The organism is Rhodanobacter sp. 7MK24, assembly GCF_014842995.1.
Taxonomy (GTDB): domain Bacteria; phylum Pseudomonadota; class Gammaproteobacteria; order Xanthomonadales; family Rhodanobacteraceae; genus Rhodanobacter_A.
The window spans coordinates 232263-253668 of the sequence record NZ_JACYXL010000003.1 but is presented as its reverse complement, the minus strand read 5'-3'; the positions used below and the strand labels follow the sequence as shown (position 1 = coordinate 253668).

Sequence of the window (21406 nt, the reverse complement as noted above, 5' to 3'; positions counted from 1 at the left end):
GGCCCATGCCGGCGTTGCAACGCGAGTCGGTTGCGCGTGGCAAGCCGTGGATGAAGCGGGTGGATACGCTGGTGCATGGGGAGCCCCCTTCCCATGGGGCGGCTGGGTAGCCGTCGATTGTGTGATGGTGTTCACATTAACGTTGCGCGCGGCTTGCGCCCATCCCCCAAATGGGGGGGCATGTGTCGACGGAGTCGTCCTTGTCCGTGCACTTCGCGCCTCTCTGGCTTTCACCCGGACAGCGAGCCAACCCAGGCTCGTCGGGTGTGGTTGGGGGAAGGGGCAAAACCGCTAGACTTGTGTGCTGATGACTGACACCAATCCCCCTGCAGCCGATCCCTTGCCCGCCCCCGTCCTGATCGTGGAAGACGAACCCCTGCTGCAGCAGCGGTTGCACCGCGTGCTGGTGGGGTTGGGGTATGCGGCGGATGCGGTGATGTCCGCCGCGTCGCTGGCGCAGGCGCGCGCCTGCTTGGCCGTGCGGCCGGCGGCGCTGGTGCTGCTGGATTTGAAGCTGCCGGATGGCAACGGGCTGGCGCTGATGCCCGAGTTGCGCGCGCAGGACCCGCAACCGGCCGTCCTGGTGGTCTCGGGGTGGAGCGCGGAGGACGCCATCCTCGACGCCTTCCGCGCCGGGGCTACGGGCTACGTGCTCAAGGGCCGCGACGACGCGGAGGTTTCGTTCTCCATCCGCAACGTGTTGCGCGGCGGCGTGTCCATCGATCCGTTCATCGCACGCCGCATCCTGGATCTGCTGCCGCCCCCCAAACCCGTGGCTGCGCCCGCACCCGCGGCGGATGCCCTGCTGGAAGAAACGCTGACCAAGCGCGAAGCGGAGATCCTGCGACGGGTGGCCGGAGGCCTCACCAACCGCGAGATCGCCGAGCAGCTCGCCATTTCCCGCCACACCGTGAACGACCACGTCAAAGGCATCTACCGCAAGCTCATGGTTTCCACACGTATGGGTGCCGTGGGCGCGGCCCGCTCCCGGGGTTTCCTGGCGTGATGCGCTGGCTGGTGGTGTGGGGCCTGCTGCTGGCGGCGGGCTTGCTGCCTTGCCGGGCTTTGGCCGAACAGGGGTGCATGGCGCATATCGTGGCGGTGCGGGTGGCGCGCGCACCCGACGGGGCGCGCCCCGCGCAAGGCTGGGAGAGCGTCAAGCTGCCTGACGGCTGGGACAGCCGCTGGCCGGGCTACGACGGTTCGGCGTGGTACCGCATCGACTGGATGCGTGATTGCGCGTCGGGTGCCGATGCCGCGCAGCCGATGGGGCTAGGCATCGACGGCATGAACATGGCAGGCGAGGTCTTCATCAACGACGACCTGCTATGGCGCGATGCCTCGCTGGTGGAGCCGCTGTCGCGCAGCTGGAACATCCCGCGCTGGTGGCCGCTGCCCGCATCCAGCCTGCATGCCGGGATGAATACGGTGTGGGTGCGCCTGGTGGGCGTTTCGGCGCTGTCCCCCGGGTTGTGGGGGCTGCGCATCGGGCCGGCGGCGGAGGTAGAGGCCGTGCAGGTGCATCACCAGTGGCGGCAGCGCAGGGTGTTCGATCTCTCGGCCGGGTTGTCGATGTCGGTGGGATGCCTGTTCGGCGTGGTGTGGTGTCTGCGCCGCAAGGAACGCGCCTTCGGCTGGTACGCGTTGATGTCGCTGGCCTGGATGGCTTACCTCTACACGATATTGGCCACCAGCTCGTGGCCGTTCGCGAATGCGCTGGGCATGTCGCGCGTGAACGTCGCCGTCTTCGCGTTCTACGTGCTGTGCTTCTGCCTCTTCACCTGGCGCTTTGGCGGGCAGGCGATACCGCGCGTGGAGCGCACGCTATGGGGCCTGACCGTCGCCGGCGCGGCGGCGGCGCTGCTGGCGCCGGTCGCCATGGTGCCGGTGGTCTTTCCCGTGGTGTGGCTGAGCTTCGCCCTGGTGTTTTTCGCCACCTGCCTGCAGTTCCAGTGGCACGCCTGGCGCACGCGCGAGCCGCAGCATGTGCTGCTGGCGTTGTGCTGGCTGGTGTTCGTGGTGGTGGGTGTACACGATCTGCTGATGGTGTTCGGCGGACATCCCGCGGACGAAAGCTGGGCGGCCGTCGCGGCCCCCGTGACCACGGTGTGCATGGCCCTGCTGCTGGGCGGCCGGTTGGCCACCGGCATGCGGCGCATCGAGGGCTTCAATGCCGAGCTGGTGGCGCATGTCGAGCAGGCGCGCGCCGAACTCGCCCAGGTGCTGGCGCGCGAGCATGCGCATGCGCTCGACCACGCCAAATTGCAGGAACGCATGGAGATCGCCCACGACCTGCACGACGGCCTGGGCGGCAGCCTGATGCGCAGCATGGCGCTGCTGGAACAGTCGGCACCGCTGCCCAATGAGCGCGTGCTGTCGATGCTCAAGGTGCTGCACGACGACCTGCGCGAAGTGATCGACCACGGTTCCAGCGCGGGTGCCAGCGTGCCCGACACGCCGGTGCAGTGGGCCGCGCCGCTGCGCCACCGCTTTACGCACATCTTCGACGAGATGGAGGTGGATTCCGTCTGGCAGGTCTCTCCGCTTTGGCAGGGCCAGCCCAGCGCGCTGCAATGCATCGGCCTGACGCGCCTGGTGCAGGAGGCGCTTGCCAACGTCATCAAGCACAGCCGGGCGCGCCGCGTGCGGGTGGACGTGGAGACTCGACCGGGCAGGCTCACCGTGCGCGTCGCGGACGATGGCCGCGGCTTCGACGTGGAGGCCGTGCGCAGCGCGGGCATCTCGGTGGGCATGCGCAGCATGGCCGCGCGTGCCGAGCGCTTGGGTGCCAGCTTCGACGTGGATTCCGGGGCGGGCGGCACGGTGGTGGAGTCGAGCATCACGTACCCGTTGGCCGGGCAGTGAATCCCTCTCCCTTCGGGAGTGAAACGGGGCGTTGAGCTTTTCCCTTCTCTCTCCGGGAAAAGGTGCCTGCAGGACGGGTGGGGGTTCGGGCGTAGCGCGGTATTGTGCGCAGGCCGGACCCTTACCTAGGCCCTCTCCCGCAGGAGAGGGGCAAGCAGGGTTTCGTCAGACGATGCGCACGCCGCGCAGGTTGAGCTTGGGCTCGCGCCAGAACGCGTCGTTGGCGAAGCGCGCGAACAGGTCGGGCGGCAGGATGGTGGCGCGCTCGTTGACCTGCACGCGCGGGCGCACCGTGTGCAGGCCCGGCGTGCCGGCCTTGGCGTCGAAGGCGCTGGCGTCGTATTCGATGTGCTCGACGTCGTGCTGGAAGGCCGGCTCGCCGATGAAGTCGTAGACGGCCCTGAGCGCCTTGGCCGGATCGCTGGTGAGGGTTTCGTATTGCACCAGCAGAAGGCGGTCGGCGTGCTCGCCGAAGTAGGCCTCTTTCAGCGCGTCGTAGGCGTAGCCCAGCATGCCCTCGCCTCCGGCGATGCCGTTGGCGCGGGTGAACACGGTGCCGCCGGGGGCGTAGTTGAAGATGGAGGACGGCTGGAAGGCGTTGCTGCGGATCAGCCGTTCGATGCTGTCCACGATCCACGGCACGTCGCGCACGCAGGCGATCACCCTGGCCTGGGGAAACAGGTGCGACAGCGCGGGCAGGCGGGTGCACCAGCCGCGATTGGTGTCGAACACCACCTCGGCCGGCGTGTCGGCGTAGAACTGCTCGAACACGCCGCGCAGCACGCGCTTGCGCTGGGCATCGTCGATGAAAACGGAGAACTCGTTGCGGGCGCTCATTTCGCCGAGCAGGGCGCCGAACAGGCCGGCCAGCGGGCCGCTCATGCCGGCCTGGAAGCGCGGGTTCTGGCACAGCAGGGCGGACAACAGGGTGGAACCCGATCGTGGCAGGCCCGAGATGAAATGGATGCGCTGGAACATGGAGCCTCTTGCCGTTGGGCGAAGCGACCGCCTATGGGCCGCGACGAAAGTGTCCGGCGCCACGTTAGCCGGTATCGGCGAGTCCGGATATCCCCAAAACAGAGGAATGGCACCAAGCACGCTCCCGGCTTTTGCCCATCATGCCGACTCGGAGCGGAATGACGGGCCGGTTTGCGTGGCCCGGGCCTGCGCCTGGGGCGCGCGATTCAGTGGTGCGGGCCCCGTGCCGTCCAGCCGATGCCGCGATAGGAATCCGCGACGGCCGCCGCGCCTGCGGCGATGGCGCCGGACATCAGGAAGGCCGACCACGCATCCGTGTCGTGTGCATGTGCGAGCAACGGTGGCAGCCAGACCAGCAAGGTGATGACGCCCAGCATGGCCGCTTCCAGCACGGCCGCCAGGCGCGGCCATGCCGCGAACAGGATGGCCAGTGCCGTGGCCAGGCTGCCTGCGCCGGTCAGGTAGGCCCAGCCATGCCTCCACGGCAGCCACGCGGGAACGAAGCCCGCAGTGATGTCGGCGTAGAAGTAGTGCGAGAGGCCGATGGTCGGCAGGGCCAGTACGAAGAGCAGCCGCGCGTTGCGGATGCCGCGGCGGCCCGCGAAGAAGTGCCCGTCGGGCTTCGCCAGCGAGGCGAAGACGATCCACGCGCCGGCAAGGATCGCCGCGATCTCGCCCGCACCCAGCCAGGTCGCCTCCATCGCAGGCGCATAGATGACAGCAGGGAATTTCAGCAGCACCATCCACAGCAGCGCGAACACCGACAACAGGCCGGCCGCCGCCTTCGCAACGCGCGGAACCAGCATGCCGGCACCTGTCGCGAGCTCGACCAGCGCCGCGAGGTAGACGAAGAAATCGTGTGCCGGAAGATGCGCGATCGGGATGCGTTGCCAGATGCCGGCGAAGTCGCCGAACAGCAATCCGCGCAAGCCCAGCGCAATCATCACCAGCGCCAGCAATACGCGGCCGGGGCCCATGCCGCGCGCGATCTGGTTGCCGGCACCTGCGGCCAGGCATGCCGCCAGCCATGCGGGCGCCGCCGTGCGCCCGCTACCCACACCGGATGTTGCGTCCATCACCCATCCTCTTGCGAAGCTGCGCGAGCACAAGGCGTCGAGCCTAATCAGGCTGGTTCTTCCAGACAATAGACCGCAGTACGGAAGCAGGTGCCGCGATGGATGGCGGGACTTTCGCCCAGGACCTTCCGACGAGGCTCAGACCAGTTCGACCTGCACCCCGGCGTTGCGCAGCGCTTCGACGACTTCCGCCGGCGCACCGGCGTCACTGAGCACCTTGTGCACGAGGCGCACCGGCGCGATCACCGACAGGCTGCGCTGGCCCAGTTTGCTGGAGTCGCACACGGCCACGGTCTGCCGCGCCACGCGTATCATCAAGGCGTTGAGCGCGGATTCCAGCGGATCGGGCGTGGTCACGCCCACCTCGGGATCGAGGCCGTCCACGCCGAGGAACAGGCGGTCGGCGGAAAGCTTGGCCAGTGCATGCTCCGCGTCGGGGCCGACCAGCGAATAGGAGGTCTGGCGCAGCAGGCCGCCCAGCATCATCACGCGTATCGACGGCTGGCCAGACAGCTCCAGCGCGATGTTCAGCGCATTGGTGATGACGGTGAGCGATTCGAAGCGGCGCTGGCGGATCTGCCGCGCGATCTCCACCGTGGTGGAGCCGGAGTCGAGGATGATGGTCTCGCCGTCGCGGATCATCGCCGCCGCCGCCTGGCCGATGCGCAGCTTCTGCGCGTGGTGGCGGGTTTCCTTGATGTTGAGCGGGATGTCGCTGCTGACCGGCACTACCGGCAGCGCGCCGCCATGCGAGCGCACGATGGCCGAGGCATTCGCCAGGGCTTCGAGGTCGGCGCGGATGGTGACGGCGGAGGTGTGGAACTTCTTCGCCAGCTCCTCCACCGTGGCGCGGCCTTGCTCTTCCACGTGCTCAACGATCAGGCGGCGGCGCTCGCCGAGCAGCAGGCGATGGCGGGGTTTGGCGGCGGGTCTGGTGGTCTGGGCTTTGCTCATTCGGCAGCAATATGCAGGAGTCGGGCGGCGTTGTCATGATAGACCTTGCGCAGCACGGTGTCCGGCAGCTTCAAGCCGTAGATCGACCAGCGCCCCTGCGGGGGCACGTCAGCGGGGGCGTAATCGAAGTATTCGTCCTCGGTTTCGAGGAAACGGTAGTAGATCTCGTACAGCGCGTCGCCGAACAGCTGCTGCGGCACATCGTCGCCCCAGGGCGAGGGCACCGCGTCGGTACCGAACAGGATGCGATCCTGGTAGCGGTCGAAGAAGCGCTGCGCGATGCGCGGCTGGCGCCCCAGTTCGCCGATGCGCGCGCTGATGTCCACCAGAGTATTGGGGAAACGCTCCAGGCAGGACTCGACGGCGGCGAGGTTTTCGGCGTTGTTGCCCACGTGCAGCAGCACGAAAGTGGTTTTCGGGTGGCGCGCGATCATGCGGTCGCGCGCGGCGATCAGTTCCTGGTGGCTGGGGAACTCGGGACCGTAGAACGACCAGTCCGGGTGGTTGGCCAGTTCCTCGTAGCGCTCGTTCTCGCCGTCCGTGGGGAGGAAGAAGGCCTCGGGGTCGGAGACGTGCAGGAACACCGGCATGTCATACGCGGCGCAGGTTTCCCACATCGGGTCGAAGCGGCGGTCGTCCACGCCCACCAGCGGGCCTTCGTCGATGCGTTCGCGCAGGTACAGGCCCAGCGTCTTCAGCAGCTTCAGGCCGCGGGCGCCGATGCGGTGCGCGTGCGCGATGGCGTCGGCCTGGCGTTGCGGATAGTCCGCCTCGGGGAACAGCGCGAACGAGGGTTCAGTGAGGGTGAGGAAGCGCCCCGGGGCAGCCTGGTCGAACAAACGGATGCTTTCCTCCAGGCCCTTGCCGACACCACCGGTGAGGTTCACCAGCGTGCGCACGCCCTTGCGGTCCATCACCGGCAGCAGTTCTTCCGGCGTGGTGAACACGGTGATTTCATCGCCTACCGAGACGCCGCTGCGTACGTTCTTCGACCAGGTCAGGTGCGCGTGCACGTCGATCACCGGGAAGCGCGGGCGCTCGATGCGCGTCTGTGGCACGCGCAGCATGCTGCGCGGCTTGAAATCCTTCAGGCGCAACTCGCCCTTGCTGTCGTCGCGCGCGGTCTGCAGCGGGTTCTTGCTGCTGTTCTCGATGCGCACGGTGCCGGCGCCGGTGGGCGGGGCGCAGCAGAGGCAGGCTTTCTGGTGGGTCATCGTTTTTCTCCCTCTCCCCTCGGGGAGAGGATTGAGGTGAGGGGCGGGTGCTTGCGACGAGGATGCTAGTGCGAACTGCTTCGTTGGAAGCGTGCCGCAAGATTGGCCCCTCACCCCAGCCCTCTCCCCCGGGGGAGAGGGGGGGCAGGCGTCAGCGCGGGTACTTTGCCATGATGCCGTGCACCTGGCGAACCAGGGCAACCGCCTGATCGAACGGGCGCAGCCACATGTTGCGGCCGAACATCACGCCGGTGGCGCCGCTCTGCATGTAGTGCTCCACCTTGCGCAGCACCGCCGCATCGTCGTCGTTCTTCTCGCCGCCGGAGAACAGCACCATGGTGCGGCCGGCCGAACGCACCACGCGGGCGCAACGGGCAGCGGAATCTTCCTGCAACTTGTCGTAGGGCGCCGGCACGTTGGCCACGCTGTCGTTCGGCTCGTGCAGCTTCACGAGGTCGGCGCCCATTTCCAGCGCCACGCGCGCAGCGTAGTCCTGCGCGTACAGCGTATTGGTGCCGCCCTTGGCATTGACCGCGCTGCCGCGCGGGTACGACCACACCACCAGCGGCATGCCGTAGCGTTCGCAATCCTGGCGTACCTTCTCGAACTGGTGGAACTCGTCACCCTGGCGCGGCGAGCCCACGTACATGGTGTAGCCCACCGCCTCGGCGCCCAGGCGCACGGCGTCCTCCACCGAGGCGAACAGCGGCGAGGTGGCCTCGGCGTCGCTGGGGATGTTGGTCTTGCCGTTGAGCTTGAGGATCAGCGGCACGCGGCCGCAGTACTCGGTCATGTACTTCTCGGCCAGGCCGATGCCCAGCGCGATGGCAGAAAAGCCGCCCGCCGCGGCCATCTCGAATTGGTAGCTGGGATCCACGGCGGGCGGGTGGGGAAAGAAATCGGTAGGGCCGTGCTCGAGGCCCTGGTCCAGCGGCAGCACCAGCAGGCTGCCGTTCTTCGGGCCGGAGCCGTACAGAAGGCGCCACAGGCGCGTGCGCTTGCCATGCGAGAGCGGCAATTTCGAAAACTTTTCGGAAGCTTGCGAAGGGACTTGTAAGTTCTGATTCATTTCGAATACGCTGGGCTGGTGGACGAATGGCTTCACATTCGGACGAAATGAGTCAAATGTCAATACTCGAAACCAAAACGAAAGAAATCGACAGTTTTGCCGCATTGAAGGCTGCTGCTCCGGCGATGCAGCGCGAGCGCGGCTATGCCGATACCCTGCGCGAAATCCTGCAGCAACCGGCGACCTGGCAAGCCACGGCGTTGCTGTTGCGCGAGCCCTCGATACGCGCGCAATTGCAGGCCGCGCTGACGCCGCGCCCTGCGCACGTCGTGCTGACTGGTTCGGGCAGTTCGATCTATGCCGGCGAATGCATAGCTCCGGATCTGCAGCAGACGCTGGGCGTGCCGGTGCTGGCGATTCCCGCAGGCACCCTGCTCACGCATCGCAGGGCGCTGCCGCCGGGCGGTGGCCTGCTGATCTCGATCGCACGCTCGGGCGACAGCCCGGAAAGCTCCGCCGTGGTGGACCAGTTGCTGGCGCACGCGCCGGACTGGAGCCATCTCGCCATCACCTGCAACGCCAACGGCAAGCTCGCCACGCAGTATGAGAGTTCGCCGCATTACACGACGCTGGTGCTGGACGAGCGTACCAATGACCGCAGTCTGGTGATGACCAGCAGCTTCACCAACCTGGTGTTGTCCGGCAGCGCCCTGGGCGGTCGCGCCGATACCGCCGAATGGCAGGACGGCGTGAAACGCCTCGCCGATTGCGTGCAGCACGTGTTCGATCACCAGTCCGCTGCGCTGGCGGCCGTCGCCCATCGCAACTTCGAGCAGGCCGTGTACCTCGGCAGTGGCGGCGCGCTGGGCGCCGCGCGCGAGGCCGCACTGAAGATGCTGGAAATGACCGGCGGCAAGGTCATCACGATGGCCGAAACTTTCCTCGGCCTGCGCCACGGTCCGATGTCCAGCCTCGACGGGAACACCCTCGTGGTGGCTTATCTCTCGCCCGATCCGGCGGTGCGGGCCTATGAATACGACTTGCTGCGCGAACTCACCCGCAAGCAGCTGGGCACGGTGCGCGTGCTGGTTGGCGAGGGCATTGCCGACGACGTGATCGGTGCGCAGGACGTGGTGGTGGATCTGCAGGGCCTGCAGGCCAGCGACGACGCGCTGCCGCTGCTCGCCGACGTGGCCGTGGGGCAGGTGCTGGCGTTCTTCCGCTGCCTGGCGCTGGGCGGCAAGCCGGACACGCCCTCGCAAGGCGTGCTCACCCGCGTGGTCGAAGCCTTCGCGTTGCACGCGGGAGGCAATGCGTGAAGCGCATCCTCGTCGCCGGCGAACTCAATGTCGACCTGGTGTTCCGGGACTGCCAGTCGTTTCCTGCGCCTGGGCACGAAGTACTGGCCGAGGACGCGCAGGTCGTGCCGGGCAGCTCCTCGATGATCTGCGCGATGGGGCTGGCGCGGTTGGGCGGCAAGGTCACCTTCGCCGGCAGGACGGGGGCGGACGGCTGGGGCGATTTCTGCGTGTCGGCGCTGCAGAACGCCGGCATCGACGTGACTGCGGTGCAACGCGATCCCGCGCTGCGCACCGGCATCACCGCATCGTTTTCCACGCACAGCGATCGCGCGCTGGTGACCTTCGCCGGCGCCATTGGCGCGTTGCGCGCCGATGACATCGAAGATGCACTGCTGGCAGGCGCCGATCACCTGCACGTATCGTCGTATTACCTGCAGGGTGCGCTGCGGCCGGATCTGAAGGCCTTGTTCGCGCGCGCACGTGCGCAGGGATTGAGCACTTCGCTCGACCCGGGCTTCGATCCCGAACAGCGCTGGGGCAACGAATGGCTAGGCCTGCTCGCCGAGGTCGATCTGTTCCTGCCCAATGACAAGGAGCTTGCAGGTATCAGCGGCTGCGTTTCGCCGCTTGATGGCTTGCGTGCGCTGGACAATGGTCGCACCCGCATCGTGGTGAAGCTCGGTCGATACGGTTGCGCCACGCTGGGTCACGCGGGCGACCTGCTCGAATCGCCGGCATTCAAAGTGAGTGCGGTGGACAGCACCGGTGCCGGCGATTCCTTCGATGCCGGCTTCCTGCACGCGTGGCTGTGCGGTCGTCCGCTGGTTGACGCCATGCGCTGGGGTAACGCCTGTGGCGCGCTTTCCACGCGTGGCGTGGGCGGCACGGCGCGACAGGCCGATGCGGGCGAGCTGGAAGCTCTGCTGGAGTCCGCGCCGTGATTGCCGTACTCGGCATCAACACCGCCATCGACCACCTGATGCAGGTGAGCGAACTGCGCGTCGGCGAAGTCAATCGCACGGTGCACGAGCAGGTGCTGCCGGGCGGCAAGGGCTTGCACGTAGCGCAGACCGTCGCCGCATTGCGCGAGCCCGTGCAGCTGATCGGCTTGATCGACGCCGCGCACCGCAATCTCACCGCACGCCGCATGAGCGAACGTGGGGTGCTGTTCCACGGCGTGGAGATCGACGCGCCGTTGCGCCATTGCATCGCATTGCAGGACGCGCACGGGCAGATCACCGAAGTGCTGGGGCAGGGGCCGGAGCTGGGCGAGCGCGACAACGCGGCCTTGCAGCGTGCCTTCCGTCGTGCGCTGGAAGAAAGCGATCTGGTGGTGATCTCCGGCAGCCTGCCGCGTGGCCTGGCCGCTGGCACCTATGCCGAACTGGCGCAGCAGGTACGCGCCGCCGGCAAGCGCTGCCTGATCGACGCCAGCGGCGAAGTATTGAAGCAGGCGGTGGCGGCGCGGCCCTTCCTGTTGAAGCCGAACCGCGACGAAGCCGAGGCCTTGTTCGGCCGCGCCATCGACAGCGTCGACGCTGCGGTTGTCGCGCTGCGCGAACTCCATGCGCGTGGCGTGGCGATGCCGGTATTGAGCCTTGGCGCGCTGGGCGCCGTGGGCATGGACGACAGCGGTGCGTGGCATGCCGCGGTGGAGCTGGAGCAGGTGCGCAACACCGTCGGTTCGGGCGATTGCTTCCTGGCCGGCATGGCGGTGGCGCTTGCGCGCGGCGAGCCCTTGCGCGAGGCGCTGCGCCTCGCGGTGGCCTGCGGTGCCGCCAACGCTATGGATGTGGAAACGGGTTACGTACGTCCGGATCAGGTCGAGGCATTGCTCGGCCGGATCCAAGTGAGGGAATGGACACGCTGAGCATAGACGGAGCCAGCCAGCTTGCCGATGAGGATGAGCCATCGGCGTTTGAACAGTTAGCGAGCGCGGGGAGTGCAGCGGCTCGCGACTATCCACATGTAAGGCGATCCTATGAGAGGGGCAATCATGAAATCCGGCAGAAGCGTTTTGCTACGACAGACCAGTTTGGCATCGGCACTGGGTCTGCTTCTGGCATCCATGGCCGCGCACGGCCAGTCGACCACCAGCAGCATTTTCGGCCATGTGCCGGTGCAGGCTGGCGAGAGCGTGATGGTCAGCAATGGCTCCGGCTTGACCCGTACCGTCGGCGTCGACAGCCAGGGCCGGTACAACGCCAATCAGTTGCCCATCGGCACGTACACGGTGAGCCTGATGCTTGATGGCAAGACCATCCAGCAGCGCGCCAACGTATTGCTGAAGGTGGGCGTGGGCTCGGAAGTCTCCTTCAGTGAGGAGGCTGCCGCAGCCAGTGCGACCAACGCAAAGCAGCTGTCGGGGGTGAGCGTTTCGGCCAATGCCCTGCCGCCGATCGATGTCAGCTCGGTGGACTCGCGCACGGTTCTCACCGCCGACCAGTTGGCCAAGCTGCCGCTGGGTCATACCGCGGAGGCGGTCGCGCTGCTGGCACCGGCAGCCAACCTCGGTGCGGGCGGGGCGGCGAGCACCACGGGCGAGCCGCTGATCAGCTTCGGCGGTTCATCATCCACGGAGAACGCGTACTACCTCAACGGCTTCAACACCACCGATCCGAATATTGCCGAAGGCGGCATTACCCTGCCGTACGGCTCCATCGATCAGGAGGAGGTCTATACCGGCGGCTACAGCGCGCAGTACGGCCGCAGCGACGGTGGCGTGCTCAACATGATCGGCAAGAGCGGCACCAACGACTGGCATTTCGGTGGACAGTTCCTCTACGAACCGTCGTCGATGGTCGGGAGCCAGAACAACGTCGATTACGCGAACGGCCTGCCGCCTTCGCCGGTGGCCGGTCGCCTGTACCAGCCCAACAGCAAGAACGACTACTGGTCCTCGGTGTACGACCTCTACGTCGGCGGCCCGATCATCAAGGACAAGCTGTTCTTCTTCGCCTCGGCCGAGATGACCAACACGCAGGGCAATACGGTCAATAGCGTCGAGGCCGGTACCGACTCGCATTACAAGGACAAGCTGCCCAAGTGGTATGCCAAGGTCAACTGGAACATCACCGACAGCAACCTGCTGGAGCTGACGGGCGCCTCGGAAAAGAGCGAAGACTCCGGCACCGTCTACAACTACGACTACAACAATCTCACCGATACGAGCTTCAAGTCTTACGCCAACAACACCAAGCACGGTGGCGACCTGTGGCTGGCGAAGTACACCGGCTACATCACGGACAAGCTGACCCTCACTGCCATGTACGGCAGCATGAAGACGCGAAGCTACAGCGAGAATCCCGCCTACGATCCGAGCGAGACGTATATCGCCGGCTACACGTACGAGAATCCGGCGCTGAACGGTGGCAACCCGATCACCAACAACCAGAACGTCAGCGATATCACCAACCCTGGTCAGAACTTCGTGACGACCAACCTGCGTGTCGCGCTGACCTATGCCCTAGGTGATCACACGATCACGGCGGGTATCGACAATCTGCGCACGGCGGCCAGGGATCAGGACGAGCTGACCTCCGGCCCGGGCTACTACTGGGGCTACGGTTACACCAACACGCCGAATCAACCGCTGGTTCCCGCACTCGGGGTGGGCGCGCTGAGCAATTATCCCAACGGCTCGAGCGGTTATTACGTCTCCAAGAACATCTTCAACCAGGGCGGCAACCTGTTCTCCACCGAGCGTGCCGAATACATAGAGGACCAGTGGCAGTTCAACGATAGGCTGCTGTTCTCCATCGGCCTGCGCGACGACGGTTTCACCAACACCAATGCCAGCGCGCTGGCCTATATGCGGCAGACCAAGCCGCAATGGGCGCCGCGCCTGGGCTTCAGCTGGGACGTGTTCGGCGACAGCTCCTTCAAGGTGTTCGGCAACGCTGGCCGCTACTACCTCGGCTCGCCGATCGCCCCGGGCGATCCTGCCAATGGTTACGTCTCCACGCAGCAGTACTTCACGTACAGCGGCATTTCGTCCAGCGGCACGCCGACCGGTCTGACCCAGGTCTCGGTACCCGTCTCGGCGGACGGCGCCTATGGCCAGACACCCGACCCGCGCACCATGACGGTGACCAGCCTCAAGGCCATGGACCAGGACGAGTTCATGCTGGGCTTCCAGAAGACCGCCGGTCCGAGCTGGGTCTATGGCGCCAAGCTCACCCGCCGCATCCTGCGCCACATCATCGACGATTACTGCGATGCGGCGGCTGTGGTCGCCAAGGCGGCGACGGAAGGCATCACCGACGTCAACAACGCCACCTGCTACTACATCAATCCGGGTGAGGCCAACACCTTCGCAGTGCAGGATCCGACCGGAGCTTTCCACAGCGTGACGATGTCCAATGCCGACATGGGCTTCCCGCATGCCGTGCGCCGCTACTACGGCCTGGACACCTTCCTGGAGCATCCGTTCGACGGCAAGTGGTACGCCAAGATCGATTACACCTTCTCGCGCAGCTATGGCAACAGCGAAGGCGAGGGGCAGTCCGACATCAAGGCCATCGGCGGCACGCAGAACGTGGACTGGGATTTTCCGCCGCTCATGGTGTATGCCAACGGCCCGCAGGGCAACGACCACACCAACGTGATCAAGGCCTACGGTTACTACGCGGTCACGCCGGAGTGGCTGGTGTCGGCCAACCTCAACCTGACCTCGGGTGGACCGAAGTACTGCCTCGGTTACTACGGCCCCAATGGCAGCGATCCGGTTGGCTACGGTTCGCTCTACCACTGGTGCAACGGCCAGCCGTCGCCTCCGGGAGCGCAGGGACGTTTGCCCTGGGTGAAGCAGCTTGACCTGGGTGTCCACTATCGCCCGGCGTTCGCCGACCACAAGCTCTCCTTCAGCGTGGACGTGTTCAACGTGTTCAACGGTCAGGCGCCGCTCAACTTGTCGCCAGAGCTGAATACGAGCAGCTCTACCACGTACAGCGCGCTCTACGGCACGCCACTCGTGCTGCAGCAGCCACGGTACGTGCGGTTCGGCGTCACCTACGACTACTGAGCCCGCTTGCAACAACCCGCGCCGCCCGGCAACACCGGGCGGCGCTTTACTTCGAGCCGCATCGACCGGTTTCTCCACGCAAAGGCCCGGTCGATGGCAATGGACCAACACGAGAGGCAACCATGGCAGCATCGCATCCGCATTCCCTTCGTTCGTCGCGCATGAGCGTGCTGGCTTCCTGCCTGCTGGCCGTGCTGACAGGTTTCGGCGCGGCACACGCCGAGGACAGCGTCGCCACCGGCAAGCGGGTGCTCGAACCCGGTGCTGCAGCGTTTGCCGACCGGCAGGGCGCGGAGAGCTTCGGCAATGCCGCGATCGAGGCGAACTGGAAGCTGGATGGCAAGCATCTCGTCGACTTGACGGTGACCGACCGCGTGCACAACCGCACGTTCGCGGTACCCGCGCCGTTCGCGCTGGCAATGGCCGACGGAAGCACGATCAAGGCTTCCGACATGGATCTGCTGTCGGCGCCGCGTGTGGTGGCGCTGCCGGTGGACGTGCAGGCTTCGCGCTATTCCTCGCGCATTCCCGGCAAGGCGGTGGAGGCCAGCTTCGGCGATGCGGGCGGCCGTTTCCGCGTGGACTGGAAACTCGTACAGCGTGACGGCTCGCCCTACCTGCGCGAGGAGGTGAGCATCACCGCGCTGAAGCAGGACGAGAAGATCGCCAAGGTGTCGCTGCTGCAGTCGAAGGTGGAAGCGCCTGAAGTGGTGGGCACGGTGAACGGCTCGCCGGTGGTCGACGGTGACGTTTACCTCGGCTTCGAAAACCCGCTGTCCGACAGCACGGCGTACCACAACCTGGCGAAGCTCACGCTGTCGCGCACGCTGCCGCTGGAGAAGGGCAAGACGGTGGATTACTCCGCGGTGGTCGGCGTGGTGCGCGACGGCCAGCTACGACGCGACTTCAACAGTTACGTCGAGCGCGAGCGCGCGCACCCGTACCGCACCTTCCTGCACTACAACTCCTGGTACGACATCGGCTACTTCACGCCGTACACCGAGGCGGAGGCGCTGGATCGCATCAATACCTTCGGCCAGGAACTCGCCGTGAAGCGCGGCGTGAAGCTCGACTCCTTCCTGTTCGACGACGGCTGGGACGACCGCAGCGGCGCCTGGAACTTCAGCAAGGATTTCCCGCACGGCTTCGTGCCGCTGCGCGACGCCGCCGCGAAGTACGGCGCCGCGCCGGGCATCTGGCTGTCGCCGTGGGGCGGCTACGGCAAGCCGCACGACGAACGCATCAAGAACGGCAAGGCAGCCGGCTACGAGATCATCGACGACGGCCTCGCGCTGTCCGGGCCAACCTACTACCCGCGCTTCCATCAGGTCGTGATGGACATGATCGACAAGCAGGGCATCAACCAGTTCAAGTTCGACGGCACCGGCAACGTCAGCAGCGTGTTCCCCGGCAGCCGCTTCGACAGCGATTTCGCCGCGGCGATCCAGCTGATCAGCGACATCCGCAAGGACAAGCCGAACACCTTCATCAACCTCACCACCGGCACCTGGGCCTCGCCGTTCTGGCTGCGCTACGCCGACACCATCTGGCGCGACGGCGAGGACGACTGGTACACCGGCGTGGGCACGATGCGCGAGCAATGGATCACCTACCGCGACCAGCAGACCTACCAGAACATTGTGCTGAAGGGCCCGCTGTTCCCGATCGACTCGCTGATGCTCCACGGCATCATCTACGCGCAGAAGAACCCGCGCCTCAACACCGACCCGGGCCACGACTTCGCCAACGAGGTGCGTTCCTACTTCGCCACCGGCACCGAGCTGCAGGAGATGTACATCACGCCCTCGCTGCTCACGCCGCAGGACTGGGACACGCTGGCCGACGGCGCGAAGTGGTCGCGCGCCAACGCCGACGTGCTGCGCGATAACCACTGGATCGGCGGCGATCCGGGGCGCCTGGACGTCTACGGCTGGGCCGCGTGGTCGCCGAAGAAGGCCATCGTCACCTTCCGCAATCCCGACGACAAGCCGCAGATCGCGGTGGTCGACCTGCAGCGCCAGTTGCAGCTGCCGCCGGGCGTGGCGCGCCGCTTCAGCGTGCACGACGTGTGGAAGAACGGCGGCACTGACGTGCCGAAGACGCTGGACGCCGACCATGCAAGCACGATCACGCTGGCGCCCTTCGAGGTGCTGACGCTGGAACTGACGCCGGCATCCGTGGATTGAAGGGCGCCAGCCATGCTCAAGCCAAAGCGAAGGTATTTGCTGACTGGGCGAGGAGGTGATGAGCAGCCGACACATCCGCGATCTGCAATGCTGCATCGCTTTGCCGGCGTCGCTTTGGCACCGGCGTTGGCCTTGGCCTGTGCACTGTTCTTTGGTTTCGTGCCGCCTACGCGCGCATGGGAAGCCGCAGGGAATGACGATCACGTTCCTCGTGCGGCAGCCAAACTCGCTCCGGCACAGGATGCAGCAGTGCTCGAGGCGCAAGGTGTCATCGCGCGGGAGTTCGGGCAGGAGGCATTGCGGAATGTGCAGCTTGACCTGATCAAGAGCGCGGATCAGAACGACGTCTTCGAATATGAGGCGACCAAAGGCCGCCTCACGGTGCACGGGTCATCCGCCGTGGCGTTATGCAGCGGGTTCTACCAGTACATCAAGCGCAATCATCTCGGCATCGCGAGCTGGTCAGGGAATCGACTCGACCTCGCGCATGGCTGGCCGGACGCAGCACTCGAGCGCGAGAGCTCGCCGTATCGCTATCGCTACTATCTCAACGTCGTGACCTATGGTTACACGATGCCCTACTGGACCTGGGATCGCTGGCAGCGGGAAATCGACTGGATGGCCTTGCATGGGGTCAACATGCCGCTGTCGCTCGTCGCTACCGAGGCCATCGGCGAGCGGGTCTGGAAGAAGCTGGGATTGACGCAGAAGGAAATCGATGCCTATTACACGGGGCCGGCGTACCTTCCCTGGGAGCGGATGGGAAACATAGCCGGGCTCGACGGCCCATTGGCTCCCGATTGGAACGAGAGCCAGATTGCTCTGGAACACAAGATATTGGACCGCGAACGGGCGCTGGGGATGTATCCGGTCGCGCAAGGGTTCGCTGGCTTTGTTCCGACGCAGTTGGAGCGCCTGCATCCCGGGATAAAGCTGTCCTCGATGGCATGGGCGGGGTTTTCAAAGCAGTACCGGAACCACATTCTCCCGCCCGATTCCCCGCTCTTTTCCAAGATAGGATCGTTGACCATCAAGGAATGGGAAGCCGAATTCGGCAAGGTCCGGTTCTTTCTTTCGGACAGCTTCAATGAAATGCATATACCGGCCAGCACGGAAGCTGCGAAGGATGCACTGCTCAAGCGCTACGGCGCAGCTATCTACCGTTCGATCCGCGATGGCGATCCCGACGCGGTCTGGGTGATGCAAGGCTGGATGTTCGGCTACATGCGCGATGTGTGGACGAAGGATTCGCTGCGCTCGCTCCTGAGCGAGGTCCCCGACGACAAAATGCTCATCCTCGACGAGGCCATGGATTACAACGCCAACTTCTGGCGCAACGGCATGGATCGCGATGTCTACGACGGGTTCTGGGGAAAGCAATGGATCGGCGGCTATATCCCGAACATGGGAGGCAAGACCGCGTTCACAGGTGTTCTCGACTTCTACGCTCATGCGGGCAGCGATGCGCTTGCATCGAAGAATCGCGGCAATCTCGTTGGATTGGGCATGGCGCCCGAGGGCATCGAAAACAACGAAGCGATCTATGAGCTGATTTCGGACACGTTCTGGCAGTCGGGCCCGATCGACCTCGATGCCTGGATCGCTAATTACTCGTTCGCGCGCTACGGAGCCCAGGACGACGACATCGCGAAGGCATGGCACCTGCTGATCGAAAGCAGCTACGGGTCGTTCGTCGACCACCCGCGTTTCATCTGGCAGCTCGAGCCTGGCAGCAGTCGGTCCAGCATCAGACCGGATGAGAAGGTGATCGAGGCGGCGGAGCATTTTCTGGCCGCGTCAGGCCGATTGAAGGCAAATCCCCTCTATCGGGACGATGCCATCGAAGTCGTTGCCATGGCGGCAGGAATCCGCGCCGACCAGCTGATCAAGCAGGCGACGAAACTTTACGAGGCGCATGATTTTTCCCGTGGAAGAGCCTCCGCGGACAGGGCGTTCGCGATACTCGGGGATCTCGACAGGCTGCTCGCCTCCCATCCGAATCTGCAGTTGAAGAACTGGGCCGATTCGGCAAGGGCCTATGGGGCGACCCCGTCGGAAAAGGACCATGACGAGCGGGATGCAAAGATGCTCATCACGCTCTGGGGCCGCAATGGGGAAATCGACGACTATTCGAGCAGGATGTGGTCGGGTCTGATCGGCGGCTATTACATACCGCGCTGGCGCATGTACTTCGAAAACCTTGCCGGAGCACACAACGACATCCGGGCGTGGGAAAAGCAGTGGGTGCGTTCGGCTGCCGTGGATCAGCCGCAACCCTTCCCGGACCCCATGGAGGCTGCCGGAAATATCCTCGCCCATTTGCGCGATAAGACGCCGGAATAGGCTTCCCTGATGCGGAGTGTGCGCGGCATGTCGAGCCTGTATTCCCCCTTCACGCGAGCACGGCCACGCTGGCACCTTTCATGGCGCAGGTGCCGAGCCGGCATGGGAGCGCCTGCATGACGGTGCATCACTTGCGACGGTCGCTGCTCCGGTGCGGCGTTGGTGCGCTTGTGCTGGCGTGGCTGCCCATGCCGTCGCTGGCGCAGGCGGCGCAGCCCACGGACGCGGATGCGCGCGCAGAGCGCATCGTGCAGAAGATGCCGCCGGAAGCGCTGCATGGCCTGGTGCAGAGCTACTTCATGGGCGGCACGGCGAAGCAGCCGCCCGGCAGCATCGGCGCGGCTGGTTACGTGCCGGCGCTGCCAGCCTACGGTATCCCCGCGCAGCAGCAGAACGATGCCGGCGTTGGCCCGAACAATTATCCGGTGGGTTTCGACGCGCGCGGCTGGCCCACCGGCGTGCGTGGCAATGCGGGCGATGCCACGCCACTGCCGTCGACCTTGGCACTTGCCGCCACATGGAATCCCCGTTTGGCCGAGACCGGCGGCAGGATGATTGCGGACGAGGCTCGTGCACAAGGCATCAACGTGCTGCTGGCCGGCGGGATCAATCTTTCGCGCGAACCGCGCAACGGGCGCACCTTCGAATACTTCGGCGAGGATCCGCTGCTGGCCGGCACCATGGACGGCGCGGAGATCCGTGGCATCCAGTCCCGGCACGTCGTCTCCACCATCAAGCATTTCGCGCTCAATGCGCAGGAGACGAACCGCCTCGCGATCAGTTCCGACATCGGGGAGCGCGCGATGCGCGAGTCCGACCTGCTGGCATTCGAGCTGGCGATCGAGCAGGGCCACCCTGGCGCGGTGATGTGCGGCTACAACAAGGTCAACGGCATCTACGACTGTTCGAACGCGCACCTGCTCAACGACGTGCTCAAGCGCGACTGGCACTACCCGGGCTGGGTGATGACAGACTGGGGCGGCGACCACGGCGTGACGGACGCGCTGGCCGGGGTGGATCAGGTCTCGGGCGAGGATTTCACCGGGGATGACAATGGCAAGGGCAATTTCGGCGCGCCGCTGATGCGCGCCATCGCCGACCACACGATTCCCGTGAGCCGCCTGCAGGACATGGCGCGGCGCATCCTGCGCTCGATGCTGGCGAATGGGTTGTTCGATGCGCCGCCGCCGAAGCCGGTGGATTTCGAGGCCGATGCCAAGGTGTCGCAGGACGCCGAGGAACAAGCACTGGTATTGCTGAAGAACGATGCCGCGCAATTGCCGCTGGACGCCCATGTGCAACGCATCGCCGTGATCGGTGGCCACGCCGATGTGGGCGTGCTTTCCGGCGGCGGTTCCGCGCAGGTGTGGCCGGTGCATGGCCCGGCGATCAAGCCGGTGCATCCCGATCTGCACGACAGCGCCTCGCCATGGATCGTGTACGACCCTTCATCGCCGCTGCGGGCCCTGCAGCAGCGTTTTCGTAAGGCGCGCATCGACTACGTCGACGGCGACGATCCCGCGCGCGCCACAGCATTAGCGAAGTCCGCCGATGTGGTCATCGTGTTCGCGACGCAATGGGAGGCCGAGGGCATCGACTTGCCAAACTTGTCTTTGCCTGGGCATCAGGATGCACTGATCACCGCGGTGGCAGCGGCGAATCCGCATACCGTCGTTGTGCTGGAAAGCGGCACCGCGGTGCGCATGCCGTGGTTGCCGAACGTGGCGGCGGTGTTGGAAGCGTGGTACCCGGGTGCGCGTGGCGGCGAGGCCATTGCAGACGTCTTGAGCGGTCGCGTGAATCCCAGCGGTCGCTTGCCCATCACTTTTCCGCGCGACGAGCGGCAATTGCCGAGGCCGGTCATTGCCGGAGGCGCTTCCGTTGACTACGACGTCGAAGGAGCGGCGGTCGGTTACAAGTGGTTCGACCGACAGAAACTCGAGCCGCTGTTTCCCTTCGGCTATGGCCTCTCGTACACGCGCTTTGTCTATTCGGATCTCAAGGTGAGCACGGGGCCGCGCGTGACGGTGAGTTTCGTGGTGCGCAACATGGGCTCGCGCGCCGGCATGGATACACCCCAGGTCTACGTCGACATGCCGACTGCCGATGGTGAAGCGCCCAGGCGGCTGGCCGGCTTCGACAAGGTTGATCTGAAGCCGGGTGAGCAGGCGGTCGTGTCGGCGACGATCGATCCGCGGCTTTTTGCAGTGTTCGACGTTGCCGCGAATCGCTGGCGCATCGATGCCGGCCGCTATACGGTCGAAGTGGGCCATTCGTCGCGTGATCTCGCGTTGCGTGGAACCACCGGCACGAAGGCGGCGAGCATCGCGCCATGAGCGCGGCCGCTTCCATTGAGAGTGCGGCCAAGGATGGCCGTCCATTCAAGCTTCGCGATCAAGGATGATCTCAACGATTCGAGAAGTGCGCCACGGATGGTCGTTGTTTGATCCACGCGAT

General features: G+C 65.5%; 14 protein-coding genes. 9 read left to right on the top strand and 5 right to left on the bottom strand.

The window, feature by feature from the left end:
• The first annotated feature begins 307 nt into the window (after window positions 1-307).
• Together IHE49_RS07680 and IHE49_RS07675 are read left to right on the top strand one after the other, a co-directional pair.
• Entirely contained in the window at window positions 308-1006 is a 699-nt protein-coding gene (locus IHE49_RS07680; protein WP_192156501.1) for a response regulator transcription factor, read from the top strand.
• On the top strand, window positions 1006-2865 hold the full coding sequence (locus tag IHE49_RS07675) for a 7TM diverse intracellular signaling domain-containing protein (RefSeq protein ID WP_192157094.1): 1860 nt from the start codon (window positions 1006-1008) through the stop codon (window positions 2863-2865). The genes IHE49_RS07680 and IHE49_RS07675 overlap by 1 nt, the downstream gene beginning before the upstream one ends.
• Window positions 2866-3030: 165 nt before the next feature.
• Here IHE49_RS07675 and IHE49_RS07670 read toward each other — a convergent pair whose 3' ends face one another.
• The 5 genes from IHE49_RS07670 to IHE49_RS07650 form a co-directional block, all read right to left on the bottom strand.
• Window positions 3031-3843, bottom strand: coding sequence for a sulfotransferase (locus tag IHE49_RS07670; RefSeq protein ID WP_192156500.1), 813 nt, complete (start codon window positions 3841-3843; stop codon window positions 3031-3033).
• Between the two features lie 206 nt (window positions 3844-4049).
• Window positions 4050-4919 carry a DoxX family membrane protein gene (locus IHE49_RS07665; RefSeq protein ID WP_192156499.1) on the bottom strand — a complete coding sequence of 290 codons (870 nt, stop codon included), beginning with the start codon at window positions 4917-4919 and terminating at the stop codon, window positions 4050-4052.
• A gap of 138 nt (window positions 4920-5057) precedes the next feature.
• Window positions 5058-5873: a DeoR/GlpR family DNA-binding transcription regulator gene (locus IHE49_RS07660; protein WP_192156494.1), complete on the bottom strand. Its 816-nt coding sequence runs from the start codon at window positions 5871-5873 to the stop codon at window positions 5058-5060.
• Entirely contained in the window at window positions 5870-7087 is a 1218-nt protein-coding gene (locus IHE49_RS07655; RefSeq protein ID WP_192156492.1) for an amidohydrolase family protein, read from the bottom strand. The genes IHE49_RS07660 and IHE49_RS07655 overlap by 4 nt, the downstream gene beginning before the upstream one ends.
• Window positions 7088-7238: 151 nt before the next feature.
• Window positions 7239-8105, bottom strand: a complete 867-nt coding sequence (locus tag IHE49_RS07650) for a fructose-bisphosphate aldolase (RefSeq protein WP_225578271.1) — start codon at window positions 8103-8105, stop codon at window positions 7239-7241.
• Window positions 8106-8212: 107 nt separating this feature from the next.
• On the opposite strand from IHE49_RS07650, the gene IHE49_RS07645 reads away from it, so the two are divergent.
• From IHE49_RS07645 to IHE49_RS07615, 7 genes are all read left to right on the top strand, one after another.
• Window positions 8213-9415, top strand: a complete 1203-nt coding sequence (locus tag IHE49_RS07645; RefSeq protein WP_192156488.1) for an SIS domain-containing protein — start codon at window positions 8213-8215, stop codon at window positions 9413-9415.
• Entirely contained in the window at window positions 9412-10338 is a 927-nt protein-coding gene (locus IHE49_RS07640) for a carbohydrate kinase family protein (protein WP_192156487.1), read from the top strand. Before IHE49_RS07645 ends, IHE49_RS07640 begins: the two co-directional genes overlap by 4 nt.
• A complete protein-coding gene (locus IHE49_RS07635; protein WP_192156485.1) occupies window positions 10335-11267 on the top strand; it encodes a 1-phosphofructokinase family hexose kinase in 933 nt (310 codons plus the stop codon). The genes IHE49_RS07640 and IHE49_RS07635 overlap by 4 nt, the downstream gene beginning before the upstream one ends.
• A gap of 126 nt (window positions 11268-11393) precedes the next feature.
• Window positions 11394-14420 (top strand): TonB-dependent receptor, encoded by a 3027-nt coding sequence (locus IHE49_RS07630; protein WP_192156483.1) that lies wholly within the window; start codon window positions 11394-11396, stop codon window positions 14418-14420.
• A 122-nt stretch (window positions 14421-14542) separates the two neighbouring features.
• Entirely contained in the window at window positions 14543-16606 is a 2064-nt protein-coding gene (locus IHE49_RS07625; RefSeq protein WP_192156481.1) for an enterotoxin, read from the top strand.
• A gap of 87 nt (window positions 16607-16693) precedes the next feature.
• On the top strand, window positions 16694-18949 hold the full coding sequence (locus tag IHE49_RS07620) for an alpha-N-acetylglucosaminidase (protein WP_192156480.1): 2256 nt from the start codon (window positions 16694-16696) through the stop codon (window positions 18947-18949).
• A gap of 116 nt (window positions 18950-19065) precedes the next feature.
• Complete coding sequence (locus IHE49_RS07615; RefSeq protein WP_192156479.1) at window positions 19066-21285, top strand: glycoside hydrolase family 3 C-terminal domain-containing protein; 2220 nt, start codon at window positions 19066-19068, stop codon at window positions 21283-21285.
• Window positions 21286-21406: the final 121 nt, after the last annotated feature.

What these genes read in the sequence shown, in the direction of transcription:
- IHE49_RS07680 (WP_192156501.1), top strand. Translation starts at nt 308, where the DNA reads ATGACTGACACCAATCCCCCTGCAGCCGATCCCTTGCCCGCCCCCGTC.
- IHE49_RS07630 (WP_192156483.1), top strand. Translation starts at nt 11,394, where the DNA reads ATGAAATCCGGCAGAAGCGTTTTGCTACGACAGACCAGTTTGGCATCG.
- IHE49_RS07620 (WP_192156480.1), top strand. Translation starts at nt 16,694, where the DNA reads ATGCTGCATCGCTTTGCCGGCGTCGCTTTGGCACCGGCGTTGGCCTTG.
- IHE49_RS07655 (WP_192156492.1), bottom strand. Translation starts at nt 7,087, where the DNA reads ATGACCCACCAGAAAGCCTGCCTCTGCTGCGCCCCGCCCACCGGCGCC.
- IHE49_RS07665 (WP_192156499.1), bottom strand. Translation starts at nt 4,919, where the DNA reads ATGGACGCAACATCCGGTGTGGGTAGCGGGCGCACGGCGGCGCCCGCA.
- IHE49_RS07645 (WP_192156488.1), top strand. Translation starts at nt 8,213, where the DNA reads ATGTCAATACTCGAAACCAAAACGAAAGAAATCGACAGTTTTGCCGCA.
- IHE49_RS07625 (WP_192156481.1), top strand. Translation starts at nt 14,543, where the DNA reads ATGGCAGCATCGCATCCGCATTCCCTTCGTTCGTCGCGCATGAGCGTG.
- IHE49_RS07660 (WP_192156494.1), bottom strand. Translation starts at nt 5,873, where the DNA reads ATGAGCAAAGCCCAGACCACCAGACCCGCCGCCAAACCCCGCCATCGC.
- IHE49_RS07615 (WP_192156479.1), top strand. Translation starts at nt 19,066, where the DNA reads ATGACGGTGCATCACTTGCGACGGTCGCTGCTCCGGTGCGGCGTTGGT.
- IHE49_RS07675 (WP_192157094.1), top strand. Translation starts at nt 1,006, where the DNA reads ATGCGCTGGCTGGTGGTGTGGGGCCTGCTGCTGGCGGCGGGCTTGCTG.
- IHE49_RS07670 (WP_192156500.1), bottom strand. Translation starts at nt 3,843, where the DNA reads ATGTTCCAGCGCATCCATTTCATCTCGGGCCTGCCACGATCGGGTTCC.